The sequence below is a fragment of the Sphingomonas sp. CFBP 13603 genome (assembly GCF_014892665.1).
Lineage (GTDB): Bacteria > Pseudomonadota > Alphaproteobacteria > Sphingomonadales > Sphingomonadaceae > Sphingomonas.
On the sequence record NZ_JADBIA010000007.1, the window covers coordinates 185,304 to 209,037 of the forward strand.

Below are 23,734 nucleotides of genomic sequence, written 5' to 3' on the forward strand. Positions count from 1 at the left end.
CCGGTGATAGGTCGCGGATAGCTGAGACCGGTCCGCTGATCCCCGACGAAGGTGCCCTTACCTTCGTCGGGACCTCGGCGGTCGCTGAGAACTGGATTTGAATCGCCCGCCAGTGGACCTCGTGGATACATGAGGTCGACTCGCCGGCACGCTGGTCGGCCCGGCTCTCGTCGACGCCGAGGGCCCGGCGCCCCTGCGTCCGCAACCTCGCGTCCCCTGCGTTCCTGCGACATACGGCACGCCTGGGTTTCTCGCCTACACGTTCCGGAGGCGCCGACGATGACGGCTCACTTCCTCTATCTGTTCGATCCGCTGTGTGGCTGGTGCTACGGCGCATCCGCCGGAATCGCTGCGCTGGCGAAGCATCCGGGCGTCACTGTCGAGACCCTGCCGACCGGCCTGTTCGCCGGCGATCGCGTCCGGACGCTCGGCAGCGAGATGCGCGACCATATCCTTGCCAGCGATCGCCGCATCGCGGCGCTGACCGGCGCCGTGTTCGGCGATCCCTATCGCGAGCGCATCGTCGGTGGCGCTGGCCTGACGCTCGACAGCAGTCACGCGACCCTTGCCCTTACCACCGTCGCCCAGACCGTGCCGGACCGTGAACTGGACGCCTTCCACACAATCCAGCGTGCACGCTACATCGAGGGGCGCGATATCCCCGACGTCTTCGTGCTGATCGACCTGCTGGTCGAAGCCGGGTTCGACGCTGCTGCGGTCATGCTCGCCAATCCCGATCCGGGGGTGCGCAAGGCGAACGCGCAACGACTGGAGCGCGCGCGATCGGTGATGCAGCATTTCGGGATCGGCGGCGTCCCCGCGCTGCTCCGTGTCGACGGCACCGCATTGACGCCCGTCGATGCGTCGACCCTGTACCGGGATCCGCTATCGCTGGCTTCGTCCCACCGCCTTGCGTGATCGGCCCCACGGAAGCGCGCCGTCTTCGCGCCACGACGCGGCGGTTGGTCGAATCCGTAACGGTACGTCCATTGAAAGACCAAAGGCGGTGGCCAGGTCCGTTCAATAGTCTTGCGCCTCGTCATATCGAGCACGTTTTTCGGCAATCTGGGACAGGTTAGCCCGGGCCCACAGGCCCAGTGCGACCACTGGCTTCGATAGGGAACGTCCGAGATCGGTCAGCGCATATTCGACTTGGGGTGGCACGGTCGGATGCACCGTCCTGCTGATCATCCCGTCGCGAGTGAGGTTTTTCAGCGTCCGCGTCAGCATTTGCTGGGAGATACCTTCGACAGCGCGCTTGATGTCGTTGAATCGATGCGGCCGCTCCTGGAGCGTCATGATGATTTGCACCGTCCATTTGTCGCCGATCCGCGAAAGTACGCCGCTGATGCGCTGGCATTCGTCCTGATTCACAGGCCGCATAGTCTCACTCATGTGACCTGGTCCTCAAAATATGCGTTCTTGGCGAAGGCATGCAGGTCACATAGCTGGTGCAGGTCATTAATCCAGACCTGAGGTCAGCATGAAGATCCTTCATCTCGATACGAGCATCAACGGCGCAAACTCGGCGAGCCGGCGGATCTCCGCCGAAGTCGTCCGCAGTCTCGTCGCAAAAGCCCAGGATGCCACTACGGTCTACCGTGATCTCGCCGCGACACCGTTGCCGCATCTGACGCTGGCCGAGTTCGCTACCGATGCGTCGCAAGAGGCGCTGGCCGAATTCAAGACGGCGGACGTGGTGGTAATCGGCACCGGCATGTACAATTTCACCGTACCGACCCAGTTGAAAGCCTGGATCGACCGCATTCTCGTCGCCGGCCAGACGTTCCACTATACTGAAGCAGGGCCGCAAGGACTCGTCGGGGGCAAGCGCGTGATCATCGTGCTTGCGCGCGGCGGCTTCTACGCGCCCGACTCACCCGCTGCTGCACTGGAACATGCGGAGACGTATCTGCGGGGCGTCTTCGCGTTCATCGGGGTCGACCACGTCCAGATCATCAACGCCGATGGCACCGCGATCCCCACCATGCGCGACGCTTCGATCCAGCAGGCCGAGCAGCAGGCCGGTACGATCGCCGCCTGATCTCTCCACCAAAATTCGGCGAAGTCTCCCGTTTGAGAAATCGATACGGCATATCGCAAACGCTTCGTGCTCCCTGTCTTGCGCGGGCCGGTGGCTTTTGGCTGCCGGCCCGGCGCATGGCCGCATTCGGATATTGCCACGGTCACCATCCAACCCTGTGTCTCAGTTGATCCTGCGAAGTCGCTGGACGCCCAAGACCATGCCCGTGAGACTGAACAGGAAGCCGAACAGCAACAGGATCGACACCACCACCCGGCGGAGAAGCGGGTGCGTAGCGAAGCCTGGAAAGTTGAAGGTGTGGAGCGCGTAATACATCCAGGCGTAACGCGCGCGGCTGTCATCCATCACCGTCAGCAAGCGACCGTCGACCCCGTCCGCATAGACGTCTGGATATTTCCCACCCGTCAGAGTGACGCGCACTGCCGTCTCGGGCCACCCTTCCGCCATGGCATAGGTCGTGGTCGGATCGATCGGGGCAAGGCTATAACCCGAGGCAAGAGGAAACGCATCGAGCAAGGCGTTGCCGATCCTTTGACGGACGGCCGCGGGCGCTATCGGGGCATAATCGCGATCGTAGGTCCGCGCCGTACCGTCCGGTTGCCAAGCGACCAGCAGACTCCGACCGCCCACCGCCGTCAGGTCGATCTGCCTGGTGTCTGCCGGGACTCCAGCCGGAACCTCCGTGGGCATTACGTCGCGAAGTGCGACGCCAGCATAGCGGCTCATCTGTTCGGCGGTCGGCTGCCCGCGCGAGAACAGACGGCCATGGTCCATCGACAGCCAGCCGCTCAGCGTCCAGCTCAGGACGAATCCGCTTGCGAACAAACCGAGCAGATGATGCCACCGCATCCACCGTCTGCGGTACGGGGTCAGCGACGGCGTGTGCCGACGTCGTCCCGCCAGCATCCGCACGATCCCCAGGATCGTACCGGCGATCACCACCAGCAGCGCCACGAACGACACGATCCAGACCGTCCGGTCCCACGCCGTGAAGCTCGACCGCAGCGGCGTGAAATACGCCCAGTGCAGTACCGCGCCGACCCAGTTCCACCCGCGATCGGCGGCGTTGGTGCGTTGCACCAGTTCGCCGGTCTTCGCGGAAAGATAGACGTTCGTGCCCCGCCCGTCGGCAACCGCAAGTCGGTAGAACGGACGAAGCGGATCGAACCGATCGTGAACGACCCACTGGTCGTAAGCGATCGCGACGCGCGAGGTCAGGCCGAAGGGGGCAGGCCGGTTCGCCGCAACCTGATCGGGACCAAGATCGCGCAGCCGTCGCCCCGATCGCGCATCGATCGCGATCGTCCCTTCCGGCGTCGTAGCGATGTACGCCGGCGCCCCGCCGCGCTGGACGAGCCGCAACGCCGTCGGCCGTCCTGCCGCCATCGCCGCCGCACGCGGTGATATCGTCACTGCGCGAAGGTCGATCGGTGGCTCCAGCCGCGATTGATCGGCATGCGACAACGACGGGAACGGCTTGAACAGCAAGACCGCCCCGCTCGCGAACCAGAGTGCGAAGATCAGACAGGTGGCGACGCCGAGCCAGCGGTGGAACCAGACGAGCTTGCGCATCGCCTCGCGCCGCACCGCCTTCTTGCCCCGCCACACCTTCGCGCTAGAACCGGGCAAGCACGCTCACCTCGAACCGGCGCGGCTCGCCCAGCATGACCTGCGCGGGATAATAGATGTCCGCCCACTGTACGAAGGTCGTGTTCCAGACATTGTTGACGCGCCCGGTCAACGACCAGCGCGGCGTCAAGGCATAGGTCGCGTAGACGATGCCCGTCGCATACGGCTTCAGCACGAGATCGTTGGCGGTATTGCCATAGCGCTTGCCGACATATTTGACGCCCCCGCCCGCCTCGAGCGGCAGTCCGGCGATGTGCTGCACCGTCGTCCAGATGTTGCCAACCCACCGCGGCACGTTGGGCGGGGTATAGCCCGACGCCGCGATCCCGTAGTTCGGATCGACGAAGTTGCCGTAGGCCGCATCAACATAGGTGCCATTCGCGATCACCGCCCACGCGGGTGTCACACGCATCTCGCCCGACACCTCGATCCCGCGCGACGTCTGGCGGCCGACGTTGCCGACGGTGTCGATCGCGACCTGGGTGAGGATATTCTCGCGCTTGATGTCGTACACCGCGAGCGTGAGCGATCCCCTGCCCTTCATCAGATCGGCTTTCAGCCCGGCCTCGATCTGGCGAGACGCGCTCAGCTGGAAATTCTGGCCGGCGTTGACCAGGAAGATGTTGGCGCCGACCGGGTCCTTGCCGGTGCTGTACGAGGCGTAGGCGGTGACGCTCGGCGCGACGTCGTAGACGAGGCCCGCGCGCCAGTTGAACAGCCGGTAGGTGCGGTCGAAGCTCGACGCGGCGCTGAAGCTGCCATCGACGTTGAAATTCTCGCGCGTCAGATACAGGCGTTCGGCGCGCACGCCGGTCACCAGCTTGAGCGACGGCGTGAGATCGAGCGCATCCTCGCCGAACAGCGCGATCTGGTCCCAGCGGGTCGGCGACACGCGCTTGTCGATCGCACCGAAAAGACCGGGGCTGGGGTTCAGCGGATCGACGCTGTCGCCGTCGGGAAAGCCACGGCTGCGGACGAAATCGAGATGGCTGTAGTCGATGCCGACGACCAGCGTGTTCGCAAGTCCGAACACCGTGCCCTTGTGCGTCAGGCTGAACCGATCGCCGAACAGGTCCTGATTGTGGAACACGAAGAAGCGGTCGCGGTCGATGAGCTTGGTGGCGGTGTCGAAGACATAGTTCTCGGCGTTGATCCATTGCCGGTCCGCGTGGAAATAATACGCCGTATTCGACAGGCTGAGATGGTCGGAAGGCGACCAGTCGATCACGAGCCGCGGCCACACCTGCCAGCTCTTCGCGCGGTTGTCCGACACGTTGTAATTGATGAAGCGTGTCCGGCGATCGACGACATCGCCGTTGGCCGCCGACAGGATTCCACCGATCGGATCGGCGGCAAACGATGCCGGGACCAGCGGCGTGCCGAAATAGGTGGACAGGGTGTCCTTGAGATAATCGACGCTGAACGCGATCGACAGCGTGTCGCGCGGCTTGAACAGCAACGCACCGGTGGCGTTGAACGAGGTGGAACCGGCGCGATCGACGAAGCCGTCGGTGCGATGATAGCTGACGTCGGCGCGGGCGGCGAGCGTATCGCCGAGGCGGTGATTGCCGCCCAGCCCGATGCTTGCGGTGTCGAACGACGCATAGGAGGCGAGCGCCTGGAGGCTGTCGGCGGTGAAATCCGGGCTCTTGTTGACGATGTTGACGGCGCCGCCGATCGCGCCCTGCCCGTACAACACCGAGGCGGGCCCCTTGAGCACGTCGATGCCGGCAATGTTGAAGGTGTTGCTCGGCCGGTTGATCATGTTCGCGGGCCCGAGATACAGCCCGTTGTGCAGCACCGTGATCTGCTCGCCGGTAAAGCCGCGCATCGAGAACAGCGAGGGATCGCCCGGCGAACCGCCCGAGGTGACGCCCGGCAGGCTGACCGTCGCCTCCTCGACGGTCCGAAACCCGCGGGTCAGGATCTCGTCGGCGCCGATCCGGTCGATCGTTGCAGGCGTCTTGCGGTTCGACAGGCCGAGGCGGCTTCCCGTCGGCGCTGCGACGTCGAGCTGCCGCAGCCGCCAGCCGGTAACCGTGATGTCCTCGCCCGCGCCCGTTGCGGATCGCGGTGTCGCCGGCTCGCGGTCCTGGGCGAGTCCGGTCGTCGCCCAGCACAACGCCGTGGCGGCCGCGGCCCCGCGCGCCCATGAGTATCCGATCGTCGCGCGCACCGTTGTTCCCCGTTTCATGTCGTCTTCTCGCCCCTGTGGTCGTCGCCGGCGTCGCAGCGATCGTGATGTGCGTCGGTCGCTTACGCGATCAGTCCATCGCCTGGCCCCGGGATCGTGCCGTCCCGTCCGACCAGGCCGAAATGCTCCAGCCCAAGCGTCATCAGGGTCAGGGTGCCGCGCAGATCGGCCTCATCGAGATCGCGCGTGATGAACACGATCCGGCTCCGGCGATCGTCGCTCGGCCATGCGTCGAGCCGGACCGGCGGGTGGAAGATGTGCTGGACGCCGTGGATCACCATCGGTCGATCGACGCCCTCGACGTTGACGATGCCCTTCACGCGCAGGATATCGGCGCCCTTGAACATCGTCAGGATTCCCAGCCAGCGCTCGAACGCGAGCGCCGGCAGCGGGGCGTCGAACGTCAGGCAGACGGCCCGGATCCGGTCGCCGTGGCGATCGACGTCGTGATGGTGCCCATAATGATGACCGTGATCGTGATCGTGCCCGTGATCGGCGCTCGCATAGGCTTCGGCGTTGAGCCAGCGACGGACGTCGTGGCTCTTGGTCGTCGGATCGTACAGCCCGGCCTCGAACAGCAGCGCCGGATCGACCGCGCCATCGACCGATATCGTGATCGGCGCCGCGGGGTTGAGCGCATGCAGGCGCGCTTCCAGCGTCGCCCGCTCCGCCGCACCGACGAGATCGGTCTTGGTCAGCAGCAGCCGGTCCGCGACCGCGGCTTGCTTGATCGACTCCTCCTGTGAGTCGAGCGTCGCCATTCCCGTTGCCGCATCGACCGTGGTGATGACTCCGTCCAGCCGGTACAGCGTCTGCAGCCGCTCGTCGGTCGTCAGCGTGTGCAGGATCGGTGCGGGATCGGCGAGCCCCGTCGTCTCGATCACCACCCGGTCGAACCAGCACTTGCCGCCACGCGCGAACCGCCAGGGCGCCTCGCGCAACGTCCGCAACAGGTCGCCGCGGATGGTGCAGCACAAACAGCCGCCCATCATCTCGACGACCATGTCGTCCTGGCTGCGGACGATCAGGTCGTGGTCGAGGCCGATCGACCCGAATTCATTGATGATGACCAGCGCCCGCGCCATCCGCGGATCGCGCACCAGCCGATTGAGCACCGTCGTCTTGCCGCTGCCGAGGAAGCCCGTCAGGACCGAGACGGGGATCAGCGCCCCCGGTCCGCTGAGCAGGCGCGTCATGCCGAACCTCCCGGCGCGGGCCGAAGATCGATTCTGCGCGCGATCCACGCGCCCCGTGCGAGCGATAGCGCGACGAGCGTCGCTGCGCCGACACCGATCGCGGTAAAGGTCCGATCGTCGATGGCCACGGCAAAGCCCGCCGCCTCGAACGCCGCGAACATTGCCATGCCGTACGACAGGCCGACGATCAGCCAGCCGACCCCGCGGCGATACCGCATCACCGAACTGCCCGCGCCCCGGCCTGCCCCCTGGCTCGATCGCAGCAGGCGGCTGACGATCTGGCTGTCGAGCGTATCGGCGAGCACCATGCCGACCGTGAACGCCAGCGCGATGCCGGCGGCGGCGGCCGGCCCGCCCCGGGTCGTCGCCGCCGCGCCCCAGGCCGCAGCCTGCGTCGCGGTATCGAACACCAGCCCGAACACCATGCCGATGGCGACGACCGCGGCGGGGTGCGTGCTGGACCGGAGCGATCGCGGCACCAGACCCGCGCGCCACCCGACCGGCGCATAGTCACGATGCCGCAACAGCGCGGCAAGATTGAGTGTGCCGACGAGGATCAGCAACGCGATCACCATCGTATCGACCAGCAGCGCGGTCCAGCGCGGGACCACGATCCAGTGCGCGAACAGCGAAACGCCGATCGCCACGCTCGCCACCGCCAGACTGTGGCCGAGCGCAAACAGCGTGCCGGTCCAGGGCGACAGCCGCGGCCGCTCCTCGACCATGCGAAAGACGATATTGTCGATCACCGCGACATGATCGGGATCGAGCCCGTGGCGCAGCCCGAGGACGAACATCAGGCCCAGCGTGGGCATCGCAAACGTGGAGTCTATCATGATGGGTCTTCCAGATCCGGGTGGGCGGCAACGATGCCCCGCGCGGCCAGCTTGGCGAGGCGCCGGGGCAGGTCGGCCTGGATACCCAGCAAGGTCGGTCGCGCTGCCTTGCGCCAGCCGCGACATTCGACCTGAGTCCGACCGCAGGCGACGCACCAGCCGGTCCGGCCGTCGAAGCGGCAGATATCGATGCACGGGCTCTTCACGCGCGTGCGGCCATGTCGAGGATGCCGATCCGGCCGTCCCGGTCGCCCCAGCCGAGCCGGGTACCCGCGTCGTTCCAGCACAGCGCGGTGATCGCCGCACCGTCGTCATCGACCAGCAGCGGGCGATCGTCGCCGGTCTGGGTCAGGACGACGACGCCATCGTCGTAACCAACGGCCAGCAAATCGCCACGGGGATGGAAGGCGACGCGCGTTGCGATCGTGCCTCGCCGCTCGGCCAGCAGCAGCGCCGGCTTGTCCATCGGGCCGTCCTCGCCGTCGAACGGCCACAGGATCGCGCACGCGTTGCCGCTCGTCGCCAGCCACGCGCCACGCCGATCCCACGAGAAGCTGCGCGTCTTGGCCGCATAGCCCGACATCCGCATGTCGCGCAGATCGGGCAGCCGCCAGCCATGCAGTCCGGTCTCCTGCAACGCGGTGACGACATGGCGACCGTCCGCGCTCATCGTGCAGGCGAGGTGCGCGCCGATCCAATCGAGCGCAACCCGTCCGCTGCCCGCGGTCGAGGCATGGAACAGCGTCGCACCGTTGTAATGCGCGACGGCCAGCCGCTTGCCCTTGCCGTCGAGCGCGAGCCCGCCGATCGTCGAGCCGGTCGCATAGCGATGCGACGGTGCGGTCGCGCCGCGCTTCCAGACGACCGCCTCGGGGCCGACGCCGGCGACGATCAGCCCCGACGCCGGGCTCGCGACCAGATGCTCGACCCAGCGCCGCTCAAACCGTCCCAGCTCCAGACTATCGCCATCCGGCGTGACGCGACACACCCGGCCATCGTCGCCGCCGGTGACGATGGCGCATCCGTCGGGATGACGGCACGCCGCCAGAATCGCGCCGCGGTGCACCGGATGCGCGGCAACCTCGCCCGCATCGGTCATGCGCCGCACGCTGCCGTCGCCAAGCGTCAGCAGCGCGTCGTCCCCGAGCCAGAGGATCGAAGTTGCCTCCGCGCCGACCGCGACACGCCGGCCATGGCTTCTCACCAACGGTGCATTCATCGTGTCGATCATGCGGTGGCAGGAACCGCACAGGCCTCGAACCCGGCCCGCAACGCGACGGGATCGAGGTTGCGACCGATAAACACCATCCGGCTGGTGCGCACCTCGTCCGGCTTCCAGTCGCGCTGATGGTCGCCGTCGAGCAGCATGTGAACGCCCTGCACGACGTAGCGCTGGTCCTCGTCGGGGAAGGACAGCACGCCCTTCAATCGCAGGATGTCCTGCCCCTGCACGGCCGTCAGCCGACGCAGCCAGGGCATGAACAATTCCGGCCGGATCGCCGTTGCCGAACGCAGCGATACCGAGGTGATCGAATCGTCATGCTCGTGATCGTTCTCCGACAGGAAATCGGGTTCGATCTGGAGTATGCGATCGAGGTCGAACGCGCCGCGTTCCAGCACCTCCTCGAGCGGGACGACGCAGTTCTGGGTCTCGTGCACCCGGGCCTGCCCGTTGATCGCGCGGATGCGATGCCGCACCGTCTCGAGTTCCTGCGTCGTGACCAGATCGATCTTGTTGAGCAGGATCACGTCGGCAAAGGCGATCTGCTCCTCGGCCTCATGGCTGTCGTCGAGCCGCGCGAGGACGTGGCGCGCGTCGACGACCGTGACGATCGCATCGAGGCTCGCGCGTGCACGAACGTCATCATCCATGAAAAACGTCTGCGCGACCGGGGCGGGATCGGCGAGACCGGTGGTTTCGATGATGATCGCGTCGAAGCCGTCCTTGCGCTTCATCAGCCCTTCGATGATGCGGATCAGATCGCCGCGGACGGTGCAGCAGATGCACCCGTTGTTCATCTCGAACACCTCCTCGTCGGCATCGACGATCAGGTCGTTGTCGATGCCGATCTCGCCGAACTCGTTGACGATGACGGCGTATTTCCGGCCATGGTTCTCGCTGAGGATGCGGTTCAGCAGCGTCGTCTTGCCCGCCCCCAGATAGCCGGTGAGAACGGTGACGGGAATGAGAGGTGATGGCACGGCAGGTCCAATGCAATGGTATATCATCTCTCGATAGGCGAAATTGCGGGTGGCTGCAATGGTCCGAGAGCGGAGTTTTTTGGCGCTGACCGACACTCGGCGCCTTGTGGAACCATGCAGGATCTGGGCCCCGCGCAGGGCTTCCAGACACGGCAAAGACACGCGGCGGCATGATCGATCGCTTTCATGTCTCCGCCGTTTTGACCGTGCCCCATAACATATTGGTATTGCCTCGGTCGGTGCGCCAGAGGTTCGGCGGCGAGCGGCCGCATATTCGATCGCAAGGCCACATCTCGCTCGGCCGAATCAGCCCCTTCATTCGCCAACCAAGATATACACCGTTCAACTGTACAGTAGAACGTCTCTCCCGTCCTCCTTGTACGTTGCTGCAAGATAAGCGGTGATAAGGTTCGCCTTATATCGCAAATATACATTCCGTTTTATCTGAAATAGCAGTTCTATCGAATTTTCCTTAAATAATAAGACGGTTATTTCGCTGCGAAACATGACTCTTACGTTCAGTAGATGACAGGTCGAGAATATATCGCCGGCGTCACGAAACAGTCATTCGCCACAACTAGGGCGACGATCGCGAGCGGCTTCAGACCAGCCGCGCTCCGTCAGGGAAGCCCAATGTATGACCAGTTTTGCGAGAGCATTATACTGCCCCTTGCCGTCGGCCTGCGTCATGGTCGCGATTCTGTCCCCTGTATCGGCGCTGGCACAGGCCGATGCGAGGACCAACACCGATACAGCCATCGCGACGGCTCCGAACCCCGCAACACGCGCGCGCGCTACTGACGGTCAGACCCGTTCGGCTTCGACGGCCGGTTCGGCCGCGCCGACGCAGGCCGATACGAAACCCGAGGATCGCGACATCGTCGTAACCGGCCTGCGCGGCAGCCTGGAGAGCGCGATCAATGCGCGGCGCGCCGCCAACGGGCTGACCGACAGCATCTTCGCCAAGGACATCGCAGCGTTCCCGGACACCAACCTCGCCGAGAGCATCCAGCGCATCCCCGGCGTGCAGATCACGCGCGACGCAGGCGAAGGGCGGCAGATCGCAGTGCGCGGCCTGAACGGCGATTTCACGCGCGTCCGGCTGAACGGCATGGAGGCGCTCGCGACCACGGGATCGAGCGATCAGCGCGGTGGCGTCAACCGATCGCGGTCGTTCGATCTCAACATCTTCGCCTCCGAACTGTTCAGCCGCGTCGATGTCGTCAAGGCGCGTTCCGCCTCGCTGGACGAGGGCGGTATCGCCGCGACCGTTGACCTGCATACGCTGCGCCCGTTCGACAACCCCGGCCTGCACGTCGTCACCTCGGCGCAGGCGTTCTACGCGACCCGCGCGGACAAGGTCGCGCCGCGCGCGGCGCTGGTGATATCGGATACGACCGAGGACGGTGTGTGGGGCGGGCTGATCTCCGCCGCCTATTCGCGTCGCCAGGTGATCGAGGACGGCCATCAGACGCTCCGCTGGCAAAGCGGCGGCTGGAATCTCGCCAACGTCTCGTCGTCGATCGACCCCGCCCTGCGCGCGCGGCTGAACGGAACGGGCAGCGACGCGCTGTTCTATCCCCGCACGCCACGGTATTTCATTTTCGACAACGATCAGAAGCGGCTGGGCCTGACCGGCGCGTTCCAGTTTCGGCCGAGCGATGCGTTCCATATCGATCTCGACCTCCTCTACGCCAAGCTCCATTCGACGCGGATCGAACATTCGCTCGACGCGCAGTCGTTCAGCCGCACCGATGCGACCGGGCTCCCCCAGACCACGATCCGCAGGATGACCGTCGAGGGCAACGACATCGTCGCCGCCGATTTCGGCAATGTCGACAATCGATCCGACAACCGGCTCGACACCAACGACACCAAATTCCACCAGATCGCGCTGACCACCATTTGGAAACCGGCCGACCGGCTGACGATCGACGCGCTCGTCGGCGTCGAGGGCTCGAACTACACCGTCGATACGCGGACGTTCCAGTTGCTGACCGACAATCACGACTTTTCGTATGATTACCGCGACAACGACCGCGTGCCGACGATGGGCTACGGCGTGTCGCTTACCGATCCGACGGCGTGGCGGCTCGACGTCTATCGCCCGCGCGTCAATATCGTGAAGAACGACTACCGGATCGGCAAGCTGAACATCGCCTATGAGGCGACCGACTGGGCGATCCTGAAGGCGGGCGCGGCGTACACGCGCTATGTCTTCGACACCGTCGATTTCGGGCAGGACAGCACCGCGTCGCGCGGTCGCGCGGTTGGCGATCTCGTCTACACCGACTCGCCGTACAGTTTCGGCAAGGCGCTCGGCGTTTCCGCGGCAACGCCGCGGCAGTGGCTGTTCGTGGATTTCGACAAAGCGCTGCCGCTGATCGATCCGAATGGCACGCCGCTGACGCAGAACCGCGAGAATGATCGACGCGTCAAGGAAGAGGTCGTCGCCGGCTATGCGCAGGTCGATCTGAAGAGCGAGATCGCGGGCATGCCGCTCAGGGGCGACGTCGGCGTTCGCGTGGCCCGCACGCAGACGACCGCGACGGGCGCGGTGATCGTCGGCGGCGTGGCTCAGCCGGTGACGTTCGAGCGCCGCTATACCGACTGGCTGCCATCGGCCAATTTCGTGCTCGAGATGGCGCCCAAGGTGCAGCTGCGGTTCAGCGCCAACCGCAACATCACCCGGCCGACGCTGACCTCGCTGACGCCCGGCGGGCAGGTTCAGGTCAACACGCGGACCGTGTCGGTCGGCAATCCCGAACTCGATCCGTTCCGCGCGGACTCGGTCGACCTGTCGCTCGAATGGTATCCGACGCGCGACGGGTTCTTCGCGATCGGGCCGTTCTTCAAGCGCATCAAGAGCTTCATCACCAGCCAGACGGTCGAGCAGAGCTATGCCGCCTCGGGCTATCCGCTCGCGTTCCTCGGCGACCAGCGGATCGCGCGACCGGAGGACATCTTCTTCTTCACGCAGCCGGTGAACGGCCCGGGCACGTCGTTGAAGGGGATCGAGGTAATCGCGCAGCAGGCGTTCACCTTCCTGCCCGGCCCGCTTCGAAATTTCGGCGGAATCGTCAATTACACGCGGACCAGTTCCGACACGGATTACGCGCTGACCGCGACGACCAGCATGCGAAAACCGCTGATCGGCCTGTCCAAGCAATCCGCCAACGCGACGCTCTATTACGAGACGAAACACTATGGCGGCCGCGTGTCGGCGAATTATCGCGGACGATATCTGACCGCGGTGCCGGGCGCGAACGGCAACGACGTCGCCGGGGTGAACGCCGCGACCTATGTCGACGCGTCGCTGTTCTGGAACGTCACCGATCGCGTCACGATGACGCTCGAGGGGGTCAATCTGACCAATCAGGCCGAGGACCAGTTCGTCGACAGCTCCGACCGCGTCAACAGCTACTCGAAGAGCGGCCGGCAGCTGATGGCCGGCGTGCGGTGGCGAATGTGATGATCCGATCCGTCGCGCCGACCGCCTCCCGTTGCCGGATGGCGCGGTCGCCCAAGCGCCACTGGCAATAGCCCCGCCCGGTTAGCGGCGATCATCAGGGATCGAACCCGGACAGTCGAAGGCGGGAAGTTTCCAAACTCACGACACTATTTCCTGGGAAATGACCTTTATACGCAACCGTTCGAACGGGTAGGGTTGCAGGAGAGTCAGAGCGGGATTCATCCACGTCACCTTGATGACCGTGGTTGGCGGGGAAGGATCGGACGGTTCCTGTACGCTCGGCGAACGGTCATGCGATCGATTCCAGAGCCCGGTTGCGGGTGCGGGGGCCGAATGCGCCGATCACGACGATGACGACCGCGTAGGCGGCGCAGATGAACGCGAACACACCCGTCACGCCGCCCTGACGCAGCAGGAACGCGATCGCGAACGCGTTGAGCATCGCCGTGACGCGACTGAACGAATAGACGAACCCGACGGCCTTCGCCCGGATCCGGGTGGGAAATATCTCCGCCTGATAGGCGTGATACGCGAACGAGATGATGTTGCCCGCGACCGTCAGCACGATGCCGATCAGCACCAGCAAGAGCGGCGCGGTAGCGACCGCGAACAGCCCGCCCGCCAGCACGATCGTGACCGCGCCCGATACGATGATCCACTTGCGCTCGAACCGGTCGCCGATCACCAGCCCGAGCATCGGCCCGATCGGCGCAGCCAGCGCGATGATCGTGGTGTATGCCATGCTCTTCGTCACGGTGATGCCGTGTTCGATCAGCAACGTCGGGACCCAGTTCGTGAACCCGAAATAGCCGATCGTCTGGGCGATGTTGAACACCACCATCATGATTGTCCGACTGCGATACGGCGGCCGGAACAGCTCGGCGAAACGCCCCGCGCCGGCCACCGGCTCGATCATGGCGGGTATGGGAAGCGGCATGCCCTGCCCTTGCTCGCTGCCACGTTCGAGCCGCTCGACGATCGCGCGGGCTTCGCTCAAGCGTCCCCGCTGGACGAGCCAGCGCGGGCTTTCGGGCAGACGCAGGCGGATATACCATGCCGCGAGCGCGCTGCTTGCGCCGATCAGCACCACCCAGCGCCAGCCGTCGAGGCCCAGCGGGGCTATCGGTACCAATAGCCACGACAGGCCGGCGACGATCGGAACCGCGCAGAAACCGATCGTCTGGCACAAGGCGTTCGCGCTACCGCGCAACGATCTCGGTACGAACTCGCAGATATAGGTATCGATCGTGACCATCTCGATCCCCAGTCCGATGCCGGCGGCGAACCGGTGCAGGCTGATCGCGGTCGCGCTGTGTTGAAACGCCATCGATACGGAGGCGGCGGTGTATCCGAGCAGGGCCCAGGTGAATATCGCACGTCGCCCGAACCTGTCGTTCAGGGCGCCGGCAACCAAGGTGCCGACCGTCAACCCCGCGAAGAGTGCGGCGATGAACGCCGCGATGCCGGTCATGCCGAAGGCACCGGCGGTGGTCGTGGTGAACAGACCGCTGCGCACCAGTCCCGGCGCGATATAGGCGGACAGCAGCATGTCGTAGAGTTCGAAGAAGAACGCGAGGCTCAGCAAGCCGACGATGGTCCAGACGCCGCGCGTCGCCGGGAGGCGATCGAGCCGCGCGATGATGCCGGCACCATCGTTCGGGTCTCGCGTGTCCGTCGCGATAGGTGGACTATATGCGCCGTCGTCCGGGCGCCCCCGTGGACGTGTAGGAGGAAGATCCCGACCGGGCACGACCACGCGCTTCATTTGACCACCGGCAGGCTGACATGGCTTCGATCCGGGCCGGCAACCGCAATCCTCTGCGTCGCCTTCACGAAGACGATGTTCGGGACGAAGGTGTGCGGATTGCGATCGTGGAGCGGGAACCAGCCCGATTGCACCTGTACCATGATCTTGTGCCCCGGCAGGAAGGATTGGTCGTCGGCAGCGCGAAACCGTACTTCAGCGGCACGTTCCAGCGCCACCATTTCGCCGTATCGGCATCCCATCCGATCGCACCCACTGCGCTGCCGTCGAATATCCCCTGCCCGTCATACCAGGGAGCCATCGTCCGATAGACCATGTCGTTGCCGTCGTCCTTCACTTCCAGCGCCCGATGGACTGCGGGCGCGCCGCAGCTATCCTCCTGATCCCACAGGCCGTCGACGATCATCGTGCGAACCTTGAGCCGGCGGACCGGCGAGCGTCCGGTCCATTGCAGCACCGGACCAGCACGGCTCATAGAGCGGGTGTGTGACAAGCTTGCGATAAATGCCGGATGCCCGATCGACGCCTACGGCACGGCGCGACGACAAAACGGCGAGACGACACAATAGCGAGGCGGGAACGCATCATTGTCGGCCATTCACGATCAAGGACCCGCGGCGCATTAACGGCACCGATTTCCAGGTACAATATCTCATTACATGAAAACCGTACCATGTTGGGCGCGTGCTTCGCACGGACCAGGGACGGTCGGTTACCTGCTCGCCAACGTCAGGGACTTGCCGAACCATTCGACGAGGATGTCGATCAACGTCGTCTCGATCATCGGACATGCCTCGCGGGAACTCCGTGCAAAATGAGCACGCAACGATCCTTGCTCGACAAACCCCTTCTCGACGCAACGCGACCTGCCGATGCTGACGTACATCGACAGGTCGCTGATCGGCGGTGCAGTGGATCAGACCGAAGCGGCGATCTCGGTCGCGAAATCGCGATACGACCGCAGCGGGCGGCCCAGCATCGCGGTCAGGCGATCGACGTCGCCGGCTTCGGGCACCATGCCGTCGGTGAGGAAGCGCTCGCACATCAGGCGCATATCAAGGGCCATCCAGGCCGGGGCATAGCTCCGCATGTTCTGCTCGAACGTGGCGGTATCGTTGCCGGCATAGTGGATCGTCCGGCCCAGCGCTTCGGACCAGATGCCGGCGACATCGGTGCCGGTCAGCGTATCGGGGCCGACGACGTTGATACGCTCGAGCGGCAGCGGCGCGGCGGACTGCTCCCGGCGGACGAGTTCGATCGCGGCGATCTCGCCGAGGTCGCGCGCGTCGATCATCGCCAGGCCCTTGTCGCCGATCGGCATCGGGTACACGCCGTGACCGAGCACCACGTCCTTGATCGCGCGATCATTGTCGATGAAATAGGCCGGGCGCAGGATGGTCGCGTTGAAGCCCATCTGCGCCAGCATCCGCTCGACACCGAACTTGCCGGCGAAGTGCGGCACGTTCACGTAGATATCGCTGTGGATCACCGAGAGATAGACGATCCGCTCGATCCCGGCATCGCGCGCCAGATTGAGCGCGAGCAGCGCCTGGGTGAATTCGTCGGGAACCACGGCGTTCAGCAGGAACAGCGTGGAGACGCCGGAAAAGGCGGCGCGCATCGCATCGACGTCGAGCAGGTCGCCCTTGACGACGGCAACGCCCGCCGGAAGATCGGCCTTCGCCGGTTCGCGGACGAGCGCACGGACGTCGGCGCCGCGCGCGAGAAGCTGATCGACGACGTTGCGGCCGACGGTGCCGGTTGCACCGGTAACGAGAATGGTCATGGGAAACGCTCCTGAGTGGCTTGGGACACCTCCTATTTAGTGATCCACATTCGCGCCGATAGCTGCCAATACTAGACACCCCGTCTCACTGGTGGATCATATGGACCTTCTCGCCCTTGCCGATTTCAACCTGGTCGCCCGCCATGGCGGCGTCGGCAAGGCCGCACGGGCGACCGGCCGGCCCAAGGCGACACTGTCGCGGCGTGTCACCGAGCTCGAGGCTGCGCTAGGCCTGCGCCTGTTCGAGCGCGGCGCGCGGACGCTGAAGCTCACACAAGAGGGCAAAACCCTCCACGCCCGCTCCGCCGCGCTGCTGACGGAGCTTGAGGAAACGACCGCTGCGATCGCATCGGGCGGGGGCGAACCGCGCGGAAAGCTGCGGATCAGCGCACCGCTGCTGTTCTCGCAGATCGCGATGGGCAAGCTGGCAGCGGGATTCTCGCTCCAATATCCCGACATGATCCTGGAGGTCACGAGCGAAGACCGCTCCGTCGACATGGTCGAGGAAGGCTATGACCTGGCGATCCGCGTCAATCCGCATGCCGACGAAAGCCTCGTCGGGCGCGCCTTCCTGCACGACCGGCTTGTCGTCGTAGCAGGGCCTGGCGTGGCAAGACCGCAGGACGGCGATGCGGCGCCTGCGGTTGGGCACGGATTGGACAAGGGACGCTCGTCGTGGATCGTGAAGTCGGAGGCTGGCCCGAAGACGATCGCGTTCGCCCCGGTGCTCAACCTGTCGTCGCTCGTGATGGTCCGCGATGCCGTCCTCGTGGGTGCCGGCGCCGCGCGCCTGCCGGTATCGCTGGTCAGCCGCGATCTGGCGGCGGGCAGACTGGTGCATTGGGGCGACGTGGACGCGCCGGACACGGCGTTGTGGGCGCTCTACCCTTCACGGCGTCTGCTAAACGCTCGCGTTTCAGCGTTTCTCGATCATCTGAAACGAGCTTTCCCCAAAGGGACGCCAGACGAGCTTGCCGCGTTCATCGAGCTATGAAACGGCTGCTCCAGTCGGAAACCCCAGCCCTCTAATAGATGGCGCCCCCCTCCTCCCGTGCCCCCGCCCCAACTACACGCTCCCGTCGTAGCTATGGCTGCCGCTCGTATCTCCCGTTGTCGAAGGTATCCGGAACCAGCGCGCCGCCGACGATGCGCAGGCGCAGCGTATCGAATGGTCGCGCCATCAACTGTCGCATGTCCATGCCGACGCGGATGATCCCGCTGCGCACGGGTGCAAAGCTGACCGCGACGGCGCCCGCCTTTGTCTTGGCGTGGATCATCGCACCGACTGCGTTTGCAGACACCTCGCCGGGAACGAGGGCCAAGCCATTCCTATCGGTAACCAGCTGTTGCTCGGTACCATCGGCGAACTGCAGCGCTACGGTAATGCCGCGAGCCGGCGTATCGGACTCCGGGTCGAGGATCTGGATACCAAGCCCGGGGGGCGAGCCGGGCGTGTTTCCGGCGGGCTCGTCAGGCGGCATCGTGCACACCGCCGGCAGTGTGGGATCGGCGAGCGCAGGCTCCGGTAAACCAGCGGCGTGCGCCGCGTCGAGCGCCGCCTGCCGGGCATTCAGCCAGTCGTGCACAGCCTGTCGCACGCGGTCCGCACCCGGCCGATCGGTACCCGCGCCCGTCGCCGCGGGCTTCGCCATCAAGCTCGCCGCAAGCGTTTCGACGGTCGACCTCGCAGCGATCGCCGTGCGCAAGGCCGTGGCGGCGCGCTCCCGGCGAACGCGCAAAGCCGGGACGCCGGCCTCCCCGGATGTCGCCATGACTTCCGGTGCGGGAAAGATGGGGCAGCGCGCGCGGATGGCGGCCTCGATCGCGCTGCGCTTGCGTGTGCGGCGTTCCTGCTCGGCTTCGTCCGTCCACGGCCCGGTCGAGAGATAGGAAAACAGCGGCTTTCGCACGATCGGCGCGGCCGTGACGAGCACGACCTCGTCATGCTCGACGTGCCACGCGCCCTGCGCATCCTGATCCAGCGCACCGTAGCTCAACGACCAGACGAACAGCCCGTCAGGTCGCAGCAGAAGCTCAGATCCGGTTTCCATCACGCCCATGAGATAATAATGCCCGACCAGCGAGCCCTGCGTCGCCATGCTTCCCTCGATCCGTCGATTGGCGGGCGCATCCTTTAGCTTGGGCGCCCCGGGCTGACTTGGCGCGTCCAGCGCGTCGAGAAGATGGCAACTCTTGCCGGGCGTGAGGTCGGCAAAGCCGGTCACCGTTAGAACATTGCGGCTGCCCTCTTCGCTGAAGCGGGCGATGACGTCCGCATAGGCTGGCGTACCGTCCTTACGATAGCGCGCCACCGCCGTCGCGCCCGCCGCGTCGCGGAGCAGATAGCGCGAGCTGGCTAGATCGCAACGCGTGAGGATGACCTCATCCTTCTCGATCGACAGCGTCCCTGTGAAGCTGTCCAGCCCGGTGTCCTCCGCGACCGTGACCGACGGCGCGACGACCATCAGCAACGCGGCGGCGATGCGATGCACGCGCAGGCTCAAAGCGGCGCCCCGTCCTTGTCGAGCATCTCGAACCGGTAGGTGCAGCCGTAGAAGGTCTTGCCGGGATGCGTCGTCGCGTTGGAGACGGTTCGCGCGACGACAAAATGGCTGCCGTAGCTTTCTCCCTGTCCCGCGTGCTCGGTGACGTCCTTCAGAATGCGCTCGCCTATGAACTTGCGGAACGGGACCGAGGCCTTCGCCTGCGCGGGGGGCATCCTGCCGGTTTCGCCGAGCGCGTCGATCATCGGTTCGGCGGACATGGCGTTTTCGACCTGCTCGGAGCGCGCAAGCGTCGTCGGGTCTGGAAGATCGAGGATGGCGACGACCGCGTTGCTCGTGAAGGCGATCCGGCGCGTGCTGTACGCGCCGACGACGGTGATCGCGTGTGGCAGTTCATATTCCGCTATGAACGCATTGCGCGAGGCGACCCGCTTCCAGCGTCGTTTTCGCGCGACGTTCTCTTCGCCGTCGATTGCCATGGCGAACTGCGTGTAGCTGGGCACGTCGAGGCGGCAGTCTATCGCGTCGACTTCCGAAGTCTCCGCAGGCCCGATATTCGGAGTATCGGCGAGCTGAAGCAGTGACGCCAGCGCCAGGGCGTAGAAAATGACCATCCGCCCGTCATAAACTTGCAGAAGGCTTTTGCCAGCAGCAGCCGCGCGCGACATCTTGGAACGCGCAAGACAAGGGTTCGAACTGCGCTACCATCGTGATCAGGCCCCCCTGCCGGTCCTGTTCACACCCCCATGCCGTAGCCGTCGGATCGCACATCACTACGCGAAACCTCGGCGAATGCGGCAAGTCAGCCGTGCCTGGGACCTAGGCTAAGCCGTTCCTACGCCGGCGAACGCTCCCGTACGATCAGACGCGCATCGCCGCCACGAAGGCCTGGAAAGCGGCAGTCGGTTGGCGGCGGCTGGGATAATAGAGGTGGTTCGGGGCCAGTATGGGGGCCCAGCCGGCGAGCACTTCGACCAGCGTACCGGCGGCCAGTTGCTCCGCGGCGTGCGGCAGCGGCAGGCAAGTTACGCCCAGCCCTGCCACCGCGGCGTCGCGCATCACGTCGATGTCGTTGGTGATGAAGCCGCCGCGGACCGACCGTTCCACCGTCCGGCCGTCCCGCTCGAATTCCCAGCGATGTACGACGCCAGACGACGTGTACCGGTAACACAGGCATCGATGCGCGACGAGATCGTCGGGATCGAGCGGAGCGGGATGATCGGCGAGGTAGGCCGGGGCGGCGACGAAGACGAGCGGCACCGGTGCGCTGATGCGGACCGATATCATGTCGGCCTGCAGCGTCTGCGCGTGCCGGACCCCGCAGTCGAAACGGTCCGCGACGATGTCGACGAATCCGTCGTCGACCACCAGTTCGACGGCGATGTCGGGATAGGCGCGCGCAAAGTCGGCCAGCCGCGGCAGGATGGCGTAGATCGCCGCGACCCGGTGCGCGCTGACCCGAATCCGCCCCGCCGGTCGTTCGCGGGCGTTATCCAAGTCAGCCAGCGCGCCGGCGACCGAAGCGATCGCCGGTCTCAACTGCGCGAGCAGTTCCTCGCCTGCGGGCGTCGGCGCCAGCGACCGGGTGGTACGGTCGAGCAGCCTGACGCCCAGTTTCGTCTCCAGCGACCGCATCGCATGGCTCAAGGCGGAGGCGGACAATCCAAGCCGCGTCGCCGCTCGCGCGAAGCTGCCAGCCTCGACGATCGTTTCGAACACCGCGAGACCGGACCAGAGATCACGATCCATTCCTGAACTTCCTTCAGCAACCCATGCGCCGCAGATGATCTAATCCTCGGGCGGTCCGGCGTCCATCTGGAGGCGACACAACGCAGGACGCCACCATGACCCTCGACACCTATCGCCCGCTCGGCCGCTCCGGCCTTCTCGTCAGCCCGCTGGCGCTCGGCACGATGACCTTCGGCACACCGCGATGGGGGCTGGATGAAAGCGGCAGCCGCGCGGTGTTCGATCGCTACACCGATCTGGGCGGCAATTTCATCGACACCGCCGACGTCTATGCGGGCGGGCGATCGGAAGAGATGGTCGGCAGTTTCGTCGCCGCGCAATCGTCGCGCGATCGGATCGTCATTGCGACGAAATCGGGGTTTGCGACCGGCCGCGGCTATCACGCAGGCGGCAACGGCGCGCGCCATATCCTGGCGTCCGTCGAGGGATCGCTCCGCCGACTCCGGACGGACTTCATCGACCTGTACTGGGTGCATGTCTGGGACGGCATCACGCCGCCCGAGGAACTTCTGCGGACGATGACCGCGCTCGTCGCAGCGGGCAAGATACGCTACTGGGGCATATCCAATACCCCGGCCTGGTACGTCGCCGAACTCGCGACGCTGGCGCGGGTCCAGGGCGATCCGGCGCCGATCGGCCTGCAATATTTCTATTCGCTCGTCGAACGCGGGGTCGAAGCCGAGCACCTGCCGCTCGCGCGATCGGCGGGCATGGGTCTCGTGCCCTGGAGCCCCCTCGCCTATGGCCTGCTCACCGGCAAATACGACCGCGCGACCGTCGAGGCGGGTCCGAAGCGCGCGGGCGGCGTCCCCAACCAAGCCGGGCAGGACTACGCGGCGCGGCCCGTCGACGACAAGCGGCTCGATGGCGACAATCCGTTCGGCGACACGCTGTTCACCGAGCGCAACTGGCAGATCCTCGACGAACTGAAGCGAGTCGCAGCGGAGATGAACGAGACGCCGGCGCGCGTCGCGCTGTCCTGGGTGGTCGGGCAGCCCGGCGTCGCATCGACGCTGATGGGCGTGAGCCGGGCGGGGCAGGTAACCGACAATGTCGCCGCGCTCAGCCTCACCCTGTCGGCGGAGCACCGTGCTGCGCTCGATGCGGTGAGCGGTGGCCACCTGCCGTTTCTCTACGGCCTGTTCGCCCCTGCCGTGCGCAACCAGGTCGTCTTCGGCGGCGGAGATGTCCGAAGCTGACGCGTCATCCTGGAGCCGCCCGCCCGAGACGAAATCTACGCGTGGTCGGCTCCAATCGACAAACTCCGCGTTTGAAGCTGTCCGGTCGGCAGCACGTTCGTTTGCTGCACGCCGGCACGGGGGTAGTCATGCGGATCGGAATCATCGGGGCGGGAATGGCGGGCCTGTCCTGTGCGCAGGCGCTTCGCCATCAGGGTCACACCGTCGTCCTGTTCGACAAGGGCCGCGGGCCGGGTGGCCGCATGTCGACCCGCCGCATTGACACCCCGCTGGGTGAAGCCGCGTTCGATCACGGCGCGCAATATCTCACGGCACGCGACCCCGCGTTCGTGGCGCAGGTCGACCACTGGGCGAAAGACGGCCACGTCGCACGCTGGTCGCCCGCCGGCGCCGATGCGTGGGTCGGGACGCCGGCGATGAACGCGCCGATCCGCGCGATGGCGAGCGACGGCGACGTCCGCTGGAACACGGCCATCGACGCCCTGACTTATGACGGTGAATGGCGGATCGGCAACGAACGGTTTGACGCGGCGATCGTCGCGGTGCCCGCCGAACAGGTCGCGCCCTTGGTCGCCGCCCACGATGTCGCGCTGGCCGATGCAGCCCGCTCTGCCGTCTCCGATCCGTGCTGGACCGTCATGGCAGCATTCGACGGCCCCGTACCGATCGATCGCGATCGGCTCACGGATCTCGGCATCATCGGATCTGCCGCCCGCAACTCGGCCAAGCCAGCGCGAACCGGACCGGAGGCCTGGGTACTCCAGGCCAGTGCCGATTGGTCGCGAGCGCATCTCGAAGACGCTCCGGACACGGTCCAACGCGCGCTTCTCGCGGCGTTCGCGGAGCATATCGGCGCCGGGTCGCCTGCCGTCATCGCGACCAGCGTCCATCGCTGGCGGTATGCGAAAGTCGAGGCGTTGAACCACGGCGCGATCTGGAACGCGGATATCCGGCTAGGCGCCTGCGGCGACTGGCTTCTCGGACCACGGATCGAGGCCGCCTGGCTGTCGGGACAGCACCTCGCGGAACTCGCAATTCGTACACTATCGGCGGATACCGAAGAACCTCGCTGACGCTGAGATCCGTTGCGCCGCCGCCGCGATGCCGAGGACCAGGCTACAACCACGCGTCGGCCCCCCGAACGGGTCTACCCAATCC

20 protein-coding genes are annotated in these 23,734 nt (G+C 65.6%); 6 read left to right on the top strand and 14 right to left on the bottom strand.

Translation table 11 applies throughout. The annotated features are described in order from the left end of the window. The first annotated feature begins 279 nt into the window (after window positions 1–279). On the top strand, window positions 280–918 hold the full coding sequence (locus IFR23_RS12860) for a DsbA family protein (protein ID WP_192976247.1): 639 nt from the start codon (window positions 280–282) through the stop codon (window positions 916–918). A gap of 102 nt (window positions 919–1,020) precedes the next feature. On the opposite strand, the gene IFR23_RS12865 is transcribed toward IFR23_RS12860, so the two are convergent. Beyond that, a complete protein-coding gene (locus IFR23_RS12865) occupies window positions 1,021–1,395 on the bottom strand; it encodes a winged helix-turn-helix transcriptional regulator (RefSeq protein WP_192976248.1) in 375 nt (124 codons plus the stop codon). An 88-nt stretch (window positions 1,396–1,483) separates the two neighbouring features. On the opposite strand from IFR23_RS12865, the gene IFR23_RS12870 reads away from it, so the two are divergent. Next, window positions 1,484–2,044: an FMN-dependent NADH-azoreductase gene (locus IFR23_RS12870; RefSeq protein ID WP_192976249.1), complete on the top strand. Its 561-nt coding sequence runs from the start codon at window positions 1,484–1,486 to the stop codon at window positions 2,042–2,044. A 162-nt stretch (window positions 2,045–2,206) separates the two neighbouring features. Here the strand turns inward: IFR23_RS12870 and IFR23_RS12875 are convergent, their stop codons facing one another. The 7 genes from IFR23_RS12875 to IFR23_RS12905 form a co-directional block, all read right to left on the bottom strand. Then, window positions 2,207–3,673 (bottom strand): PepSY-associated TM helix domain-containing protein, encoded by a 1,467-nt coding sequence (locus IFR23_RS12875; protein WP_244655653.1) that lies wholly within the window; start codon window positions 3,671–3,673, stop codon window positions 2,207–2,209. Continuing rightward, entirely contained in the window at window positions 3,660–5,867 is a 2,208-nt protein-coding gene (locus IFR23_RS12880; RefSeq protein ID WP_192976250.1) for a TonB-dependent receptor, read from the bottom strand. The genes IFR23_RS12875 and IFR23_RS12880 overlap by 14 nt, the downstream gene beginning before the upstream one ends. Before the next feature lie 62 nt (window positions 5,868–5,929). Further along, window positions 5,930–7,063: a CobW family GTP-binding protein gene (locus IFR23_RS12885; protein ID WP_192976251.1), complete on the bottom strand. Its 1,134-nt coding sequence runs from the start codon at window positions 7,061–7,063 to the stop codon at window positions 5,930–5,932. Beyond that, window positions 7,060–7,899, bottom strand: a complete 840-nt coding sequence (locus IFR23_RS12890) for a HoxN/HupN/NixA family nickel/cobalt transporter (RefSeq protein ID WP_244655654.1) — start codon at window positions 7,897–7,899, stop codon at window positions 7,060–7,062. Before IFR23_RS12890 ends, IFR23_RS12885 begins: the two co-directional genes overlap by 4 nt. Then, window positions 7,896–8,105: a DUF1289 domain-containing protein gene (locus IFR23_RS12895; RefSeq protein ID WP_107963680.1), complete on the bottom strand. Its 210-nt coding sequence runs from the start codon at window positions 8,103–8,105 to the stop codon at window positions 7,896–7,898. The genes IFR23_RS12890 and IFR23_RS12895 overlap by 4 nt, the downstream gene beginning before the upstream one ends. Then, entirely contained in the window at window positions 8,102–9,130 is a 1,029-nt protein-coding gene (locus tag IFR23_RS12900) for a WD40 repeat domain-containing protein (RefSeq protein WP_192976252.1), read from the bottom strand. Before IFR23_RS12900 ends, IFR23_RS12895 begins: the two co-directional genes overlap by 4 nt. Next, the gene (locus IFR23_RS12905) at window positions 9,127–10,101 is read right to left on the bottom strand and encodes a CobW family GTP-binding protein (RefSeq protein WP_342344954.1); all 975 of its coding nucleotides are present in this window, start codon (window positions 10,099–10,101) and stop codon (window positions 9,127–9,129) included. Before IFR23_RS12905 ends, IFR23_RS12900 begins: the two co-directional genes overlap by 4 nt. Before the next feature lie 637 nt (window positions 10,102–10,738). On the opposite strand from IFR23_RS12905, the gene IFR23_RS12910 reads away from it, so the two are divergent. Beyond that, window positions 10,739–13,573, top strand: coding sequence for a TonB-dependent receptor (locus IFR23_RS12910; RefSeq protein ID WP_192976254.1), 2,835 nt, complete (start codon window positions 10,739–10,741; stop codon window positions 13,571–13,573). Between the two features lie 289 nt (window positions 13,574–13,862). Here IFR23_RS12910 and IFR23_RS12915 read toward each other — a convergent pair whose 3' ends face one another. The 3 genes from IFR23_RS12915 to IFR23_RS12925 form a co-directional block, all read right to left on the bottom strand. Then, window positions 13,863–15,338, bottom strand: a complete 1,476-nt coding sequence (locus IFR23_RS12915; RefSeq protein WP_192976255.1) for an MFS transporter — start codon at window positions 15,336–15,338, stop codon at window positions 13,863–13,865. After that, a complete protein-coding gene (locus IFR23_RS12920; RefSeq protein ID WP_197978422.1) occupies window positions 15,335–15,559 on the bottom strand; it encodes a hypothetical protein in 225 nt (74 codons plus the stop codon). Before IFR23_RS12920 ends, IFR23_RS12915 begins: the two co-directional genes overlap by 4 nt. A 695-nt stretch (window positions 15,560–16,254) precedes the next feature. Continuing rightward, the gene (locus IFR23_RS12925; RefSeq protein WP_192976256.1) at window positions 16,255–17,124 is read right to left on the bottom strand and encodes an SDR family oxidoreductase; all 870 of its coding nucleotides are present in this window, start codon (window positions 17,122–17,124) and stop codon (window positions 16,255–16,257) included. A gap of 100 nt (window positions 17,125–17,224) precedes the next feature. Here IFR23_RS12925 and IFR23_RS12930 point away from each other — a divergent pair, with 100 nt between their 5' ends. Then, window positions 17,225–18,118, top strand: a complete 894-nt coding sequence (locus tag IFR23_RS12930) for a LysR family transcriptional regulator (RefSeq protein WP_192976257.1) — start codon at window positions 17,225–17,227, stop codon at window positions 18,116–18,118. 91 nt (window positions 18,119–18,209) lie between these two features. On the opposite strand, the gene IFR23_RS12935 is transcribed toward IFR23_RS12930, so the two are convergent. The 3 genes from IFR23_RS12935 to IFR23_RS12945 form a co-directional block, all read right to left on the bottom strand. Then, on the bottom strand, window positions 18,210–19,628 hold the full coding sequence (locus tag IFR23_RS12935) for a hypothetical protein (protein ID WP_192976289.1): 1,419 nt from the start codon (window positions 19,626–19,628) through the stop codon (window positions 18,210–18,212). Next, window positions 19,625–20,242 (bottom strand): hypothetical protein, encoded by a 618-nt coding sequence (locus IFR23_RS12940; RefSeq protein WP_192976258.1) that lies wholly within the window; start codon window positions 20,240–20,242, stop codon window positions 19,625–19,627. Before IFR23_RS12940 ends, IFR23_RS12935 begins: the two co-directional genes overlap by 4 nt. Window positions 20,243–20,489: 247 nt before the next feature. Further along, entirely contained in the window at window positions 20,490–21,377 is an 888-nt protein-coding gene (locus IFR23_RS12945; RefSeq protein WP_192976259.1) for a LysR family transcriptional regulator, read from the bottom strand. A gap of 95 nt (window positions 21,378–21,472) precedes the next feature. Here IFR23_RS12945 and IFR23_RS12950 point away from each other — a divergent pair, with 95 nt between their 5' ends. Continuing rightward, window positions 21,473–22,576, top strand: coding sequence for an aldo/keto reductase (locus IFR23_RS12950; protein WP_192976260.1), 1,104 nt, complete (start codon window positions 21,473–21,475; stop codon window positions 22,574–22,576). A gap of 128 nt (window positions 22,577–22,704) precedes the next feature. Next, window positions 22,705–23,649, top strand: coding sequence for an NAD(P)/FAD-dependent oxidoreductase (locus IFR23_RS12955; RefSeq protein ID WP_192976261.1), 945 nt, complete (start codon window positions 22,705–22,707; stop codon window positions 23,647–23,649). The last annotated feature ends 85 nt before the right edge of the window (window positions 23,650–23,734 follow it).